We start from the raw sequence: 14,168 nt of genomic DNA, 5'->3' as shown, positions 1-14,168 counted from the left end.
GGCGCTCGCCAGAGCTACCAGGTCAACGAGCCGTACCGGTGGCCACCACGGATGATGCCGAGGTGGGCTGCCGTCGAACGTAGCCACAGTCGCGTCGGCATCTTCGTCAGCGCGGTCGGCAGCAGCGGATTGCGGAGTCCCAGTACGAGCAGTGCGAGTGCGCTGGTGCGGATGCGGAACGGCGGGCATCCGGCACCTCGGTACATGCCGCGAACATGGGCCGATCCGTATCCCAGTGCTCCTGCTTGCCGCCAGTTGTCCCGGTAGCCGGTACGCAGCCGGTAGTGCACCAACGGCTCGGCTATGAAGTGCAGTCGCAGGCCCGCTTGTTGTGCGCGCCAGGAGAATTCCATGTCCTCGCCGGCGTGAACGAATTCCAGCATCCCGCCGAGATCTCGGTAGGTCGATGCACGGCACGCCATACTCGCCCCGATCACGAACGGCCGAAAGGCAGACTTTCCCTGCTGCGACGGTGGCGCGAACGGAACTGCGGCGCGCGCGGTGTCGGAATTGAGTGCTTCGGTGCTCAGGCCGGTCCCCGCGAGATCGCACAGCTCGAGCTCGGCAGTCAGACGCCGCAGCCACGTCGGGTGTACGACGTCGTCGGCGTCGCAGAAGGCCAGAATGGGAGCGTCGGCGGCATCGGCCCCACGATTGCGAGCGAACGACGCCCCGATGTGTTGGGAGGCGTCGACGTACGTCAGGTCGAGGGCGGTACGAAGCGGATGGCTCTCGATATGTGCTCGAAGTCCGTCCGTCGATCCGTTGTCGCTGATGATGACGGTGAACCGGTGCAGATAGTCCTGCGCCGCGAGGGCTCGCAGTTGGTGGTCGAGTACGGCTTTCGAGTTGTGTACCGGGATGATCACCGACACGGTCGCAGTGTCGTCGGGCAAGTTCGAGCTCAAGAAGTACCTCGTGGCGTCGGACATCACAGAGCGCACGCCGACTGTGAAGCTTGTGAAGAAGCTGCGCTCACCGTAGCGCGAAGACCTGAACCCACGAAATTGCGGCCGCGCCGAGAACCACGCACAGCGCATTTGGCCTGGTGTGCATTTGCCGGTAACATAGATCGACGGTGCGCCCTGCGCGCCGGATGTTCGCGTGCCTCGAGGGGCCCGCGAGTTCTTCCGGTGTCACCCGGCCCGAGAATTCGGATCGGTGGGTGCGCATCACGGTAACGGAAACAGATGCAATCAACCAGGTGTGAGAGCCAGGATCGCGGAGGATATGGCCAAGAAAGACGGTGCTATCGAGGTCGAGGGCCGAGTTGTCGAACCGCTGCCCAATGCGATGTTCCGCATTGAGCTCGAAAACGGCCACAAGGTACTCGCTCACATCAGCGGAAAGATGCGTCAGCACTACATCCGCATCCTTCCCGAGGATCGCGTCGTCGTGGAGCTCTCGCCCTACGACCTCACGCGTGGACGCATCGTTTACCGCTACAAGTAAGAGCTTCCCCGGCCACGTCCGGTCGGGGGGAACCATGCTGGGAACCACTGCACGCAGTGGTGCCGAGCTACACACAGGAGATCAACGACGTGAAGGTTCAGCCGAGCGTCAAGAAGATCTGCGAAAAGTGCAAGGTGATTCGTCGTAACGGACGCGTCATGGTGATCTGCGACAACCTGCGTCACAAGCAGCGTCAGGGATAACCACCGAGCATTTCGCACGTCGGCTTGGCAACAGCTAGAAGATGACCTCCCAGCACCAACCGCGACAGACGCGTTGCGGCAGACCCCCGGCACGGAGGCCGGGGCCCCACTGAGTTTGTTGAAAGACGCTTCACGCCCCAGTGGCGAGAAGGACACAGGGGACGGACTGGGAGCAGACCTCCGGACAAGAAAAGGAAATGCCACATGGCACGTCTCGCAGGTGTGGATCTGCCGCGCGAAAAGCGCATGGAGATCGCACTGACTTACATCTACGGCGTCGGCCGTACCCGCTCCAAGGAAATCCTCGCAGCAACGGGCGTCAGCCCCGACCTGCGGAGCAAGGATCTCGGCGACGACGATCTGCGCAAGCTCAGCGATTACATCAACGAGTCCCTCAAGGTCGAGGGCGACCTGCGCCGCGAGGTTCAGGCCGACATCCGCCGCAAGATCGAAATCGGCTGCTACCAGGGTCTTCGCCACCGTCGTGGTCTGCCCGTTCGTGGGCAGCGCACCAAGACCAATGCGCGTACCCGTAAGGGACCCAAGCGCACCATTGCCGGCAAGAAGAAGGCGAAGTAATGCCCCCCAAAGCACGCGGTACCGGTCCGAAGAAGGCGCAGAAGACGCGTCGCAGGGACAAGAAGAACGTCCCGCACGGATCTGCGCACATCAAGAGCACATTCAACAACACGATCGTGTCGATCACCGACCCCGCCGGAAACGTCATCTCGTGGGCTTCCTCGGGACACGTGGGCTTCAAGGGCTCGCGCAAGTCGACTCCGTTCGCCGCACAGCTTGCAGCCGAGAACGCTGCACGCAAGGCACAGGAGCACGGCGTCAAGAAGGTCGACGTGTTCGTCAAGGGTCCCGGCTCCGGCCGTGAGACCGCTATCCGCTCGCTTCAGGCTGCTGGCCTCGAGGTCGGCACCATCTCCGATGTCACCCCTCAGCCGCACAACGGCTGCCGTCCGCCCAAGCGGCGTCGGGTCTAGCGGGAAGGAAAGGTTTAGAAAATGGCACGTTATACCGGTCCTATCACCCGCAAGTCGCGTCGTCTGCGCGTCGACCTCGTCGGAGGCGACCAGGCGTTCGAGCGTCGTCCGTACCCGCCCGGCCAGCACGGTCGCGCGCGGATCAAGGAGAGCGAGTACCTGCTCCAGCTGCAGGAGAAGCAGAAGGCTCGCTTCACCTACGGCGTCATGGAGAAGCAGTTCCGTCTGTACTACAAGGAAGCCAACAAGACCGTCGGCAAGACCGGCGAGAACTTGCTGACGATCCTCGAGAGCCGCCTCGACAACGTCATCTACCGTGCCGGACTGGCACGCACGCGTCGTCAGGCCCGTCAGCTGGTCACGCACGGTCACTTCCTGGTGAACAACAAGCGCGTGGACATCCCCAGCTACCGCGTCTCGCAGTACGACATCATCGACGTCCGCGAGAAGTCCGCGCAGACACTGCCGATCCAGATCGCCCGCGAGAGCTACGGCGACCGCCCCGTCGCCCCGTGGCTGCAGGTCGTTCCCAACCGTCTTCGCATCCTGGTGCACAGGTTGCCGGAGCGCGCACAGATCGACGTGCCGCTCCAGGAGCAGCTCATCGTCGAGTACTACTCGAAGTAAGGCGCGGTACGCAGGTGGGTCTCCCCGCGAGACTCACCTGCGTCTTCGCCTCCACACGTGGGCGTCAAATAGCGGACGCCCGTACAGGAGGAACACAGAATGCTCATTTCACAGCGCCCGACGCTGACCGAAGAGGTCATCGCCGACAACCGCTCGAAATTCGTCATCGAGCCGCTCGAGCCCGGCTTCGGTTACACACTCGGCAACTCGCTCCGCCGCACCCTGCTGTCGTCGATTCCCGGCGCTGCTGTCACCAGCATCCGCATCGACGGCGTCCTCCACGAATTCACCACCGTTCCGGGAGTCAAGGAAGATGTCACCGACATCATCCTGAACCTCAAGGGCCTCGTGGTCAGTTCCGAAGAGGACGAACCGGTCACCATGTACGTCCGCAAGCAGGGCCCCGGCGCTGTCACCGCAGGCGACATCGTTCCCCCGGCCGGCGTGACGGTGAACAACCCTGATCTGCACATCGCGACCCTGAACGACAAGGGCAAGTTGGAGATCGAGCTCGTCGTCGAGCGCGGTCGCGGCTACGTCCCCGCCGTTCAGAACAAGGCCTCGGGTGCCGAGATCGGCCGTATCCCGGTCGACTCGATCTACTCGCCCGTGCTCAAGGTCACGTACAAGGTGGAGGCCACCCGCGTCGAACAGCGCACCGACTTCGATCGGCTCGTTCTCGACGTGGAGACCAAGAATTCCATCACCGCGCGGGACGCGCTCGCTTCGGCGGGCAAGACCCTGGTTGAGCTCTTCGGCCTCGCCCGTGAGCTGAACGTCGAAGCAGAAGGCATCGAGATCGGACCCTCGCCCGCCGAGGCCGATCACATCGCTTCCTTCGGACTCCCCATCGAGGATCTGGACCTCACCGTCCGGTCCTACAACTGCCTCAAGCGCGAGGGTGTTCACACCGTCGGCGAGCTGGTTGGTCGTACCGAGTCCGATCTGCTCGACATCCGTAACTTCGGGCAGAAGTCCATCGACGAGGTGAAGGTCAAGCTGCATTCGCTCGGCCTCTCCCTCAAGGACAGCCCCGCGTCGTTCGATCCGAGCACCGTGCCTGGCTACGATGCCACCACGGGCACGTGGAGTGACACCGACGCCGGCTCCTTCGGCGACACCGAAGGTGCCGAGCAGGACTACGCCGAGACAGAACAGCTGTAATCAGCTCGCTGGAGCTCTTACTAGGAGATTCATCATGCCCAAGCCCACCAAGGGCCGCCGTCTCGGCGGGTCGGCGTCGCACCAGAAGGCCATCCTGGCCAACCTGGCGACGTCACTCTTCGAGCACGGCCGCATCACCACCACCGAGTCGAAGGCCAAGCGCCTCCGTCCGCACGCCGAGAAGCTCGTCACCCACGCCAAAAAGGGTGATCTGGCGCATCGTCGTGAGGTTCTCAAGACCATCAACAACAAAGATGTCGTGCACAAGCTCTTCGCCGAGATCGGGCCTTTCTTCGCCGATCGCGACGGTGGCTACACGCGCATCATCAAGACCGTCCCCCGCAAGGGTGACAACTCGCCGATGGCCATCATCGAGCTCGTCAACGAGCAGACGGTGTCCAACGAAGCCGATCGCGCACGCCGCGTGAAGGCTTCGAAGGCTGCTCCCGCCGCAACCGAGGCTCCGGCCGAGGATGCGTCCGACGAGAACGTCGTCGAGGCTGTCGAAGCCGACGCGGCCGACTCCGAGGTAGCCAACGCCGACGCAGTCATCGATGGCATCGAGGACAACGACGCACACGCGTCGGACGCGCCCGAGGCCGAGGAAGCAAAGAAGGACTAGTCCTTTTGTCTTCCGCGCACGATCGAAGCGGGCCCGCCATTCCCCCCGGGGAAGGCGGGCCCGCTTTGTCGGTACCCACCCGGTACCGCCTCGACATCTCCTACGACGGCACCCACTTCTCCGGATGGGCTCGCCAGCCGGGAATCCGTACCGTCTGCGGCGTACTCGAGGAAGCCTTCTCGACCGTGCTGCGGCAACCGATCGAGCTGACGGTCGCAGGCCGAACCGACGCAGGAGTGCATGCAACAGGTCAGGTTGCCCACTTCGATGCCGTCGAGGTTCCCGCCGATCATCAGCGACTCGTCCGGCGCATGGCCCGCTTTCTGCCGACCGATGTTCGCGTGCGGGCGATCAGCGCCGTCTCCCGCGATTTCGATGCACGGTTCTCGGCGTTCCGCAGACATTACGAGTATCGATTCAGCACAGCGCTCTACGGGGTGGACCCGCTCGACGTTGCCGGAGTCGTTTCCTGGCCCAGGCCCATCGATCTGGACGCAGTGCGGGAGGCATCGGCCGCCCTGATCGGACTGCACGATTTCGCGGCGTTCTGCAAGAGGCGAGACGGTGCCACCACCGTACGAGAACTGCAGCGGTTCGACTGGGAGCGCGACGGTGATCGTGTCACCGCGTTCGTCAGTGCCGACGCATTCTGTTGGTCGATGGTGCGCAGCCTCGTCGGTGCCATGCAGGCAGTCGGTGAGGGCCGACGGACACCCGAATGGGCGCGGTCGCTTCTGACGCGGCGAGAACGATCCAGCGAGGTGACGGTGGCCCCTGCACACGGATTGGCGCTGGTTGGAGTGGACTATCCACCGGCCGAGATGCTCGCAGCGCGAAATGCCGCCACGAGAGAGATGCGCTCGGCGATCGCGGGCGACGGGTGCTGCGGGGGAGAGGGCTGATCATCCGACACCGACTAGTGTCGAACGATGCAGCCGATACAGCTTGCGGTCGTCGTCGGTAGTGTCCGCGCCGGCCGCGTCGGACCGATCGTCGCGGAGTGGGTTCGCGGCATCGCCGCCGAGCGGAACACCCTCGAGGTGGTCGAGGTGGACCTGGCCGAGTTCGAGTTGCCGAACACGCTGATCCCGAGCGACGACACCGAGAGATTCACGCGGGCAATCGGTGCCTGCGACGCCTTCGTATTCGTCACACCCGAGTACAACCACGGCGTTCCTGGATCGCTGAAGACCGCACTGGACACGGTGAAATTCGAATGGCGAGCAAAGCCGGTGGGGTTCGTCTCCTACGGAGGACTCGGCGGCGGAGTCCGCGCTACCGAACAGCTGCGCCAGATCACCGCCGAGCTGCACATGGTCTCGGTTCGAGACAGCGTGTCGCTGCACAGGGTGCGCAAGAGGTTCGATTCGGCAGGCGGGATCGATGACGCAGCAGCGGTCGATGCACTGGGGCGTTTGCTGGACCAGATCGAATGGTGGGCCGATGCAGTGACCGGAGCTCGACAGCACGCCGAGTACCCGGGCTGAGAGCACCGATCAGGCACGCACCGCAGGCCGCAGACTCCGCGGACGACCGATGAACGCTGTCTCCTGGGGGATCGTCACCAGAGTCAGTTCGATGTCGATCGGCCCCGAGCGGACCTGAATTCGATCACCCGAGGCGTGCGGCTGGACGATCGACAGATCTGCCTCCTGGCGCTGCCGGCCACGCTCGGACCGGTCCGATCCGGGCTCGTGCTCGGCCAACGACATCCGGGTCACCCCGGAACCGCGTTGTGGCTCGAGCGGCATCGACCCGTGCGCGAAGTCGTCCAGGATCACGTCGAACGATCCGCGAGGCGGTGTCGCGTCGGTGTGCACCGACAAGCGGTCGGGGGCATTGATCGCGTCGACGAGCGATCGCCATGCGTGCGGGCGATCGGTTCGAACGACAACCCTCGCCCCGATGGCGATGGCACGAAAGAGTATTTGCTGGGCGAGATAGAGCTCCCCGGCGATCCGAACCCGAGAGACACCGGAACCGAACACGCGCACCGCCACACCGTGCCCACCGGCATCGGATCCCAGCAGCTGGCCGCAGCCACTGACCGGCAGCCTCAGCTCGTCGAGCACAGCGGTCTCGACGGTTCGCGTGGGCGAGAGCGACGTCAGCGACGGAACCGCGAGCGGTAGTTGCGCGAAGATGCCGTCGCGCTGGCTTCCGCCCATCGATGTCACTCCGCGGATCCTGGGTTTTGCAACCGGCTCACGGGCTGCAAACCGGCACGACGCACGGACGCGGAGCTCGCCGTCGGCGCGTCCGGGTTCGAGATGAAACGCGATGCCGGTGCCGAGGGACGGCGTCGCCCACAGGGTGGCAATCTCCTCGGCAGTGATTGCGCTGCAATCGATTCCGAAACCGACACTGGAGACTCCCGGCAAAGGTGCCGCGGACCATGTCTGAGTGAGGTCGCTGATACCTACCCCCCGGCACAGGTGCGCCACGGCCGCGTGGAGTTCGGAGCTCGTGGACAGTCGTGAGGACACGCCGTGGGTCTGGAGGGCACGGCGGACGCGTGTGGTCGCGACGACGGCTGTTCGCGCTGCCCCTGCCCGGCCGTGTCCCCGGCGCGCGATTGCTCGGGCGTTCGCCCGCAGGTCCACTGTGACCGAGATCCAGACCCTCCGCAGCGCCACAGCAGGGAGGGGACCGATGAGTTCCTCGTACACCTGGGTGGCTGCCGAGCCCGACTCGCTACGAAAGCCGAGAGCGAGGACGTCGATGGAACACACCTCGATATCGTGCTGATGCATGCTCGACGCGAGTGCGTCGACGGGCAGTGTGTACTGCGTATCGGCACTCGACCTACCCAAGACAGTGCTCGAATGTCGAGGCGGACTGATTTCGAGGGTGCAGGTGACCGTGTTGCGGTGCCAATGGACACCGACCGGGGCACCGTTCGTGTCGGTGTACTCGGTGGTGACGCCCACCTCGGGACTGCGATTCGTGAGGAACCGCCGCCAGACTCGACACCAGTCGAAGACCGGTTTACGGCGAACGGTCACGAACGGCAGGAGCGCCACCACGATAGCGCCGAGCAGCGCCCACACGGGCCGCACCGATGCTGCAAGCAACGCAAGACCTGTTGCCACGGCAGCGATCTCGGCCGCGAGCACGCGACGTACCGTCGGCGCTACGAAAGGCACGGCCTCTCGCCCACCCGCCACCGAATACGAACGTGCCATCGAACCCTCCCCCCGAAGGTCGCACTACCCATCGACCGTCTCCGACGCGGTCGCCTGGGTATGCGGACGAACTGTACTGTGTCGCGTGACCCGAATGGGGATCGGGTCTGCACAATCCTGGGGAGGAACTGTGGCGTCCACGCCGACAACGAAGTGGCAGGTTGGCGGGTACCGCTTTCTCGTTCGCCGAATGGAACACGCGCTGATCCGGCGCGATGCGCGCATGCTGCACGATCCGATGAGATCGCAGTCGAGGGCACTATTGGTGGGCGTCGTCATCGCATGCATCGGTTTGGCGGGGTGCGCCGCACTGGCCCTGTTTCGACCCCAGGACAAGATCGGCGACGCAGCTATCGTGGTCGGCAAGGATTCGGCCGCGATGTTCGTGAAGGTGGACGAGGTTTTCCACCCGGTGCTCAATCTCGCGTCGGCCCGGCTGGTGGTCGGTGCACCCGACAATCCGGTGACGGTCGACGACTCGGAGATCGCGTCGCGGCCGCGCGGGGCGCTGGTGGGTATTCCCGGAGCCCCGTCGGCACTCGCGTACGACGGCAACGGTCGAGCCCAACCGTGGACCGTATGCGACACCGTCGATCCGATCGCCGGTGTGACCTCGACGACAGTCGTGGCAGGTAGTCCTCATTACGGTGACGGTGCCGCTCCGCTGACCGAATCCGAAGCCTTGCTGTGGACATCGAACGACACGGCGTACCTGGTGCACGAGGGCACCAAATCGCCCGTCGATCTGGCCGACAGGGCAGTGGTGCGCGCACTCGGACTCGAGGACGCCGTCCCGTCCCCGGTGAGTGCCGGACTGCTCAATGCGGTGCCCACGGCACCTGCTGTCGCGGCACCGTTCATTGCCCGAGCCGGTGAGATTCCGCCGTTCCCCTTCGAAGGTCGAACAATAGGTTCGGTCGTCCAGGTCGCCGGGCGCGACGTGCAGTACTACGTCGTACTCGAAGACGGTATCCAGGCGATCAACGAAACTGCGGCGCTGCTCATCAAGTTCACCGATTCACAGGGCAGTCCGGATATCGCAGCGGTCAATCCCGACGTTCTCCGGGCTGCACCCAAGACCTCGGCCGGGGTTGCGGTGTCGACTTTCCCGGCCACCACCCCCGTCATCGTGGACACCGGCGAGCGTCCCGTCTCGTGCCTGACCTGGGAGCCGCTCGAGGTCGCCGACGGCGGACCGTCCGCTCGACTCGTCGAGTCCGCGGGGCGCGGGCTACCGCTCGAACCCGGCGCACACCCGGTCGTGCTGGCTCAAGCCGATGGGGGCGCAGACGCCGTGGATCAGGTCTATCTGCCGCCCGGGAGCGGCGGGTACGTCCGCAGCACCGGAATCTCCACGTCGAGCACTCGCCAGGACAGCCTCTTCTTCGTCGCCGATACCGGGGTCCGATACGGAGTCGACAACACAGAGGCGGCGTCGGCACTGGGATTCGGACCACCCGCACCAGCGCCGTGGCAGATACTCCGACTGCTCGGTAGCGGCCCCACCCTCGGTCGAGGCCAAGCCCTCACGATGCACGACGGAGTCGCACCCGACCCGCAGGCCGCGTCCCTCCCGCCGAAGTAGCGTGGCTCAGTCGCGCACGGCCCGCCTGCGCAACGGTATCGACAGCGCAAGGCCGAGCGCCAAAGCGACCGCCACCAGCACCGAACCGGTCACCGCCACAGTTCGAGGGCGATGATCCGGCGCAGGCGGTGGCAACGGCGGACTCATGGCAACACTGTCCGTGACTGCCGGTGGGGGAGCAGAACTCACGAGATCGGTCACCGCAGCGAGCGGATCGACGATCCCGTGACCGACGAGCGGGTTCCATCCTTCGGCAGGTGCGTGCGCCGTTCGTTCGATCCGGTCCACCACCTCGAGCGCCGACAGATCCGGGCGACGGGCCCGAACGAGGGCCGCGACTGCAGCCACCAGCGGTGCCGCAAAACTCGTCCCGGTCAACGGGATCACGCCGTCGCGACCCCGAGTACCGTTCGCGAACCCGTTGCCCGAGGACGACAACGAGATCATGTTCGACCCCGGAGCGGCGACATCGACCCACGGACCGGCCAAGCTGAACGAGGACGGGGTGCCGTCGGCTTCCACCGAGCCGACCGTCAGCACATCGTCGAACCATGCCGGGGTCGCGATGGTCGCGAACGCAGCCCATGGGTCCGCATCGGGCCGGAGGGGATCGACCATCGGGTTCTGGGTCTGACAGGCGGCGCTGCCGAGATTGCCGGCAGCGGCGACTACGACGACGTTCTTTTCGCGAACCGCATAGTGCACCGCAGCACCGAGTGGGCCGTCGGCCACACCGTTGCCCGCGGGCACGCAGGCCACCTCGGAGATGTTGATCACCGATGCCCCCGCATCGACCGCGGTCCTGATCGCCATGGCCATGGTACGAACGTTGCCGTACCCCGCAGCGTTCTCCGGCTCGGCTTCCTTCTCTTCCTCGCTCCGGTTGTCCACGATCTGAAAAACATTGCTGGACTGCCGAATCGAAAGAATGCGGGCATCGGGCGCGCCACCGGCGAATCCGCTGCCCGGTACGGTCTGGGCGGCGATCAGACCAGCGACCATGGTGCCGTGCGCATCACAGTCGAACGACCCGTCCCCGTCACTGACATAGTCGCCACCAGGGATCAGACCCGGAAGACGCGGATGAGCTGTGACTCCGGTATCGATGACGGCAACCACCTGACCGGCCCCGCGAGTGATCGGCCAGACCGACGCGAAGTCCAGTGCCTTCGATGCAGTCGGTACTTCCGGCGAGTCGGTTGTCTCCGCAGGAAGCGCGCATGCATTCCTCTGCTCCGTCGGCTCGAGTGGGGCGGGCGCGCTCGCGGCAGGCAACTGGGCAGGATCGACCAGTGGACGTTCGGCATGTGCAGGCGAGATGGAGAAAGCGGCATCGACGAACAGCGCACATGCAGTGAGCGCCGCAACGGCGAGCGATCGCTGCCGACGCGGAGTCACAGACCGCGGACGGCGCTGTACAGGCCGCACACCCACACGGCAATCGGAATGACCATGGCGATGACGGCGTACTCGAGCAACTCGGCAGATCTTCGCATCACCGGCGAGTACGTGCGGGTAGGGACGAACGCTCCGAAGACCGAGGCCGTCACCGCTCCGGCCACTGCTGCGCCGAAGAATGCGAGAGTGTGCTGAGGCAGTGCAAGCATGGCACCGACAAGCAGCGACAGCAGGATCGTCGTACCGCCCGCGACAAGCGGAACAGCTTGTGCCACAACAGCATATGTCCGTCCGCGAAGGAGTAGAACGAGCGCACACAGCGCCGCCAGAGCAACTGCGGGCCACCGAACGCCGCCGTCGATACCGGTCGCCGCGGCGACGAGAACTCCTGCCACAACCGCGACGGTGAACGACACCAGAAGTCCGGTCAGGTAACTACGTGCCCTGGCCGCCGCCCCCTGCAGATCGTCGAACGAGATCGCGTCGAGCTCGGCCTCTTCGACGGTATCCAACGGCGCACCAGCGGTGGGAACCGGTGGAAGCGGCAACTTCGCCTGCATCATCGACACACGTGCGGACATCGCGATGCCGGCGAGACCACACAGAGCCGCAACAGCGCCGATCGAGGCCGGAGACACCGTGGTGAACAACGTGGCGACCGCGGCGAGGAACGTCGCAAGTGCCAGCACGATCGCGGCCGTGAACAGCGCGAAACCCGTCCCCCCGATACGCAGCGACAACAGGGCGACAGCACCGGCCATCGCCGAACCCAGCATCAACTGCGCCGCACCGAACTGCCCAGGCACCAGCAGCGTTCCACCGGTGAACACCAGCACCACCGCACATCCACCGAACAGCACCGAGACGGCATCCTGTCGATACACCCGCGCCAGAATCATCCCCGCTATCGCGAACAGAATCGACACGGTGACAGCCGCGACACCTTCGACGAGATTGCCGAGATTGTCGGCCCCGGCGCGGATCGGCCCACGCAGGACGATCCCGCAGGCCAGTGCCACCATCGCGCCGGTGACGACCGAACCCACAGTGCGGGCCGTGTGCGCAGTCCAGTGCGGAACATCGTCACTACCCGCCCTGGCAACGGAATACATCAGGTCGTCGAACAGTGGAGCCGGCGCAGGCCGCTCGGCGATACCCAACACGAGCAACTCACCATCTCGCACGGACGACTCGGCCAAGGTCGCAGTCGGCGCCAGTGGGGGAAACCCGATCCGGGCAAGCGTCCACGCGACCGGTAGCCCTGCCTGATCGGAATTCACCCCGGACGAGTCGCCCGGTGGTTCCGCGGGCTCCACAGTCCCCCCGGGTCGTTCCGCTGCTCTGCTGGGTCGTTCCGCAGGCTCCACAGCTCCTCGGGGTCGTTCCGCAGGCTCCACTCCGGCCAGCATGTCGACGATTCCGGGAACCAGGAGCGAGACCGGAACGTCCACGGGAAGCGCGATGTCCACCTGGGTGGACCTGGCCAACACCGTCACCCGACAGACCTCCTGCGCGAAGATCGCGTGCGTGCCCTGCGCGCGGCGGTTGGCGTCTGCTGCGATGGTCGACGGCGCAATGCCGGCCGATGGACGGCTCTCGGCGCGTGTCATCAAAGATCCCCCCGGATGCGTGCTGTTCGCGTGCGATGCCCGCCCCAATGGGCATCTGCGTGCACACCTTACGACATCCTCAGGACACGCAATCGTCCGTCACGCGCACCTCCGCCCGCACGCGCTCAGGCCGGAACCAAGTCGCTCACCTGTGCCAGCAGCTCGAAAGATCGCAGCCATGCCGCGCGGTCGGAGACTCCGGACGCCACGATCAGCTCGTCGGCACCAGTGCGCTCGGCAAAGCGATCGAGATACTCCTTCACCATGTCCGGTGTACCGACGGCGGAGTACTTGGTCATGTTCGCGATCTGCTGGCCCGCCGGCGCTTGAAGGACCATGTCGGCTTCCTCGTCGGTGAACGTGCGGCCGCGTCCGAGCAGCAAGCTCACCCGGCTGCGTTTGGTGCGCAGGAACTGCGCCTGTGCCTCGGCAACCGAGTCGGCGGCGATCACGTTGACCCCCACGATCAGATGAGGCTCCGCCAGTTGCGCCGACGGTCGAAAGTCACGACGGTAGATCTCGACGGCCTGTTCGAGGGCATCCGGCGCGAAATGCGAGGCGAAGGCGTACGGCAACCCGAGCGCAGCGGCGAGTTGAGCGCCGAACAACGACGACCCCAGGATGTAGAGCGGCACCTCGGTACCGGCCCCGGGCGTTGCACTCACCCCCGGTACCAGCGATTCCGACGACAGGTAGCCCTGCAACTCCTGCACGTCCTGCGGAAAGCGGTCCGCGGATGTGGGGTCGCGGCGCATTGCCCGCATCGTCACCTGGTCGCTTCCGGGGGCGCGACCCAAACCCAGATCGATCCGTCCCGGGTGCAGCGTCGCCAACGTGCCGAACTGCTCCGCGATCGTCAGGGGCGCGTGGTTGGGCAGCATGACGCCGCCGGACCCCAACCGGATTTTCTCGGTATGGGCAGCTACGTGCGCAATCAGCACCGACGTGGCAGACGACGCGATCGTCTTCATGTTGTGGTGCTCGGCGTACCAGATTCGGCGGTAGCCCCAGTTCTCTGCGTGCTGAGCGAGTGCGACGCTCGCGTCGAAGCTGTCGCGGACTGTTTCGCCCTCGCCCACGTGAGCGAGATCGAGGATGGACAGGGGTACAGGCACGGTGGGGGCCAACCTTTCGTTCGACGAGCACGCGGCCGAGGAGCCACATTCCTGTGCAACGGCGCCGGCGGGTGTTCTATTTCTCGTCGACGAGCGCGTGCGCAACCGGACCGAGCGCGCCCGAGGAGATGTATGGACCACTCGGTCTCCGATGCGTTAGCCTGTCGTCCACGTGGCCTCGGGGGGAGGTCGCCGCGAGGCAGTTGTGGGGGCGC

The 14,168-nt window shown here is 65.3% G+C and carries 16 protein-coding genes; 11 read left to right on the top strand and 5 right to left on the bottom strand.

Translation table 11 applies throughout. From position 1 onward, the window contains the following. Window positions 1-14: 14 nt before the first annotated feature. Complete coding sequence (locus J1M87_RS21640) at window positions 15-875, bottom strand: glycosyltransferase family 2 protein (protein ID WP_206491854.1); 861 nt, start codon at window positions 873-875, stop codon at window positions 15-17. Between J1M87_RS21640 and J1M87_RS29095 the strand changes: the two genes are divergently transcribed. The 10 genes from J1M87_RS29095 to J1M87_RS21595 all read left to right on the top strand — a co-directional run bounded on the left by J1M87_RS29095 (window position 862) and on the right by J1M87_RS21595 (window position 6,547). After that, window positions 862-984, top strand: coding sequence for a hypothetical protein (locus J1M87_RS29095; protein WP_274611043.1), 123 nt, complete (start codon window positions 862-864; stop codon window positions 982-984). The two genes, J1M87_RS21640 and J1M87_RS29095, sit on opposite strands and share 14 nt — an antisense overlap. A 246-nt stretch (window positions 985-1,230) precedes the next feature. Beyond that, the gene (infA, locus tag J1M87_RS21635) at window positions 1,231-1,452 is read left to right on the top strand and encodes a translation initiation factor IF-1 (protein ID WP_005140011.1); all 222 of its coding nucleotides are present in this window, start codon (window positions 1,231-1,233) and stop codon (window positions 1,450-1,452) included. Between the two features lie 89 nt (window positions 1,453-1,541). Beyond that, window positions 1,542-1,655, top strand: a complete 114-nt coding sequence (gene rpmJ, locus J1M87_RS21630; protein ID WP_025347279.1) for a 50S ribosomal protein L36 — start codon at window positions 1,542-1,544, stop codon at window positions 1,653-1,655. 204 nt (window positions 1,656-1,859) lie between these two features. Further along, window positions 1,860-2,234, top strand: a complete 375-nt coding sequence (rpsM, locus tag J1M87_RS21625) for a 30S ribosomal protein S13 (RefSeq protein WP_027496330.1) — start codon at window positions 1,860-1,862, stop codon at window positions 2,232-2,234. Next, window positions 2,234-2,647 carry a 30S ribosomal protein S11 gene (rpsK, locus tag J1M87_RS21620; RefSeq protein ID WP_027496331.1) on the top strand — a complete coding sequence of 138 codons (414 nt, stop codon included), beginning with the start codon at window positions 2,234-2,236 and terminating at the stop codon, window positions 2,645-2,647. Before rpsM ends, rpsK begins: the two co-directional genes overlap by 1 nt. A 21-nt stretch (window positions 2,648-2,668) precedes the next feature. Beyond that, the gene (gene rpsD / locus J1M87_RS21615) at window positions 2,669-3,274 is read left to right on the top strand and encodes a 30S ribosomal protein S4 (RefSeq protein ID WP_206491853.1); all 606 of its coding nucleotides are present in this window, start codon (window positions 2,669-2,671) and stop codon (window positions 3,272-3,274) included. 99 nt (window positions 3,275-3,373) lie between these two features. Then, on the top strand, window positions 3,374-4,438 hold the full coding sequence (locus J1M87_RS21610) for a DNA-directed RNA polymerase subunit alpha (protein ID WP_027496332.1): 1,065 nt from the start codon (window positions 3,374-3,376) through the stop codon (window positions 4,436-4,438). A gap of 34 nt (window positions 4,439-4,472) precedes the next feature. Further along, window positions 4,473-5,060, top strand: coding sequence for a 50S ribosomal protein L17 (gene rplQ / locus J1M87_RS21605; RefSeq protein WP_206491852.1), 588 nt, complete (start codon window positions 4,473-4,475; stop codon window positions 5,058-5,060). A 5-nt stretch (window positions 5,061-5,065) separates the two neighbouring features. Next, window positions 5,066-5,962 (top strand): tRNA pseudouridine(38-40) synthase TruA, encoded by an 897-nt coding sequence (gene truA / locus J1M87_RS21600; protein WP_206491851.1) that lies wholly within the window; start codon window positions 5,066-5,068, stop codon window positions 5,960-5,962. A 27-nt stretch (window positions 5,963-5,989) separates the two neighbouring features. Continuing rightward, window positions 5,990-6,547, top strand: a complete 558-nt coding sequence (locus J1M87_RS21595) for an NADPH-dependent FMN reductase (RefSeq protein WP_206491850.1) — start codon at window positions 5,990-5,992, stop codon at window positions 6,545-6,547. 9 nt (window positions 6,548-6,556) lie between these two features. Here J1M87_RS21595 and eccE read toward each other — a convergent pair whose 3' ends face one another. Then, entirely contained in the window at window positions 6,557-8,245 is a 1,689-nt protein-coding gene (gene eccE / locus J1M87_RS21590) for a type VII secretion protein EccE (RefSeq protein ID WP_206491849.1), read from the bottom strand. 130 nt (window positions 8,246-8,375) lie between these two features. On the opposite strand from eccE, the gene eccB reads away from it, so the two are divergent. Further along, a complete protein-coding gene (gene eccB, locus J1M87_RS21585; protein WP_206491848.1) occupies window positions 8,376-9,830 on the top strand; it encodes a type VII secretion protein EccB in 1,455 nt (484 codons plus the stop codon). Window positions 9,831-9,836: 6 nt separating this feature from the next. Here eccB and mycP read toward each other — a convergent pair whose 3' ends face one another. The 3 genes from mycP to J1M87_RS21570 form a co-directional block, all read right to left on the bottom strand. Then, the gene (gene mycP / locus J1M87_RS21580) at window positions 9,837-11,174 is read right to left on the bottom strand and encodes a type VII secretion-associated serine protease mycosin (protein WP_206491968.1); all 1,338 of its coding nucleotides are present in this window, start codon (window positions 11,172-11,174) and stop codon (window positions 9,837-9,839) included. A gap of 50 nt (window positions 11,175-11,224) precedes the next feature. After that, window positions 11,225-12,838 (bottom strand): type VII secretion integral membrane protein EccD, encoded by a 1,614-nt coding sequence (gene eccD, locus J1M87_RS21575; protein ID WP_206491847.1) that lies wholly within the window; start codon window positions 12,836-12,838, stop codon window positions 11,225-11,227. A 125-nt stretch (window positions 12,839-12,963) separates the two neighbouring features. Further along, window positions 12,964-13,953, bottom strand: coding sequence for an LLM class flavin-dependent oxidoreductase (locus J1M87_RS21570; protein WP_206491846.1), 990 nt, complete (start codon window positions 13,951-13,953; stop codon window positions 12,964-12,966). Window positions 13,954-14,168 lie beyond the last annotated feature (215 nt).

The sequence above is a fragment of the Rhodococcus sp. KRD162 genome (assembly GCF_017168335.1).
In the GTDB taxonomy this organism is placed as follows: Bacteria; Actinomycetota; Actinomycetes; order Mycobacteriales; family Mycobacteriaceae; genus Rhodococcoides.
Note: the sequence above shows the minus strand (reverse complement) of the source record. Positions and strands in the feature narration are given on the sequence as shown.

Coding starts and splice junctions, on each gene's coding strand:
- J1M87_RS29095 (WP_274611043.1), top strand. CDS start 862: ATGATCACCGACACGGTCGCAGTGTCGTCGGGCAAGTTCGAGCTCAAG.
- infA (WP_005140011.1), top strand. CDS start 1,231: ATGGCCAAGAAAGACGGTGCTATCGAGGTCGAGGGCCGAGTTGTCGAA.
- rpsM (WP_027496330.1), top strand. CDS start 1,860: ATGGCACGTCTCGCAGGTGTGGATCTGCCGCGCGAAAAGCGCATGGAG.
- rpsK (WP_027496331.1), top strand. CDS start 2,234: ATGCCCCCCAAAGCACGCGGTACCGGTCCGAAGAAGGCGCAGAAGACG.
- rpsD (WP_206491853.1), top strand. CDS start 2,669: ATGGCACGTTATACCGGTCCTATCACCCGCAAGTCGCGTCGTCTGCGC.
- J1M87_RS21610 (WP_027496332.1), top strand. CDS start 3,374: ATGCTCATTTCACAGCGCCCGACGCTGACCGAAGAGGTCATCGCCGAC.
- rplQ (WP_206491852.1), top strand. CDS start 4,473: ATGCCCAAGCCCACCAAGGGCCGCCGTCTCGGCGGGTCGGCGTCGCAC.
- J1M87_RS21595 (WP_206491850.1), top strand. CDS start 5,990: ATGCAGCCGATACAGCTTGCGGTCGTCGTCGGTAGTGTCCGCGCCGGC.
- eccE (WP_206491849.1), bottom strand. CDS start 8,245: ATGGCACGTTCGTATTCGGTGGCGGGTGGGCGAGAGGCCGTGCCTTTC.
- eccD (WP_206491847.1), bottom strand. CDS start 12,838: ATGACACGCGCCGAGAGCCGTCCATCGGCCGGCATTGCGCCGTCGACC.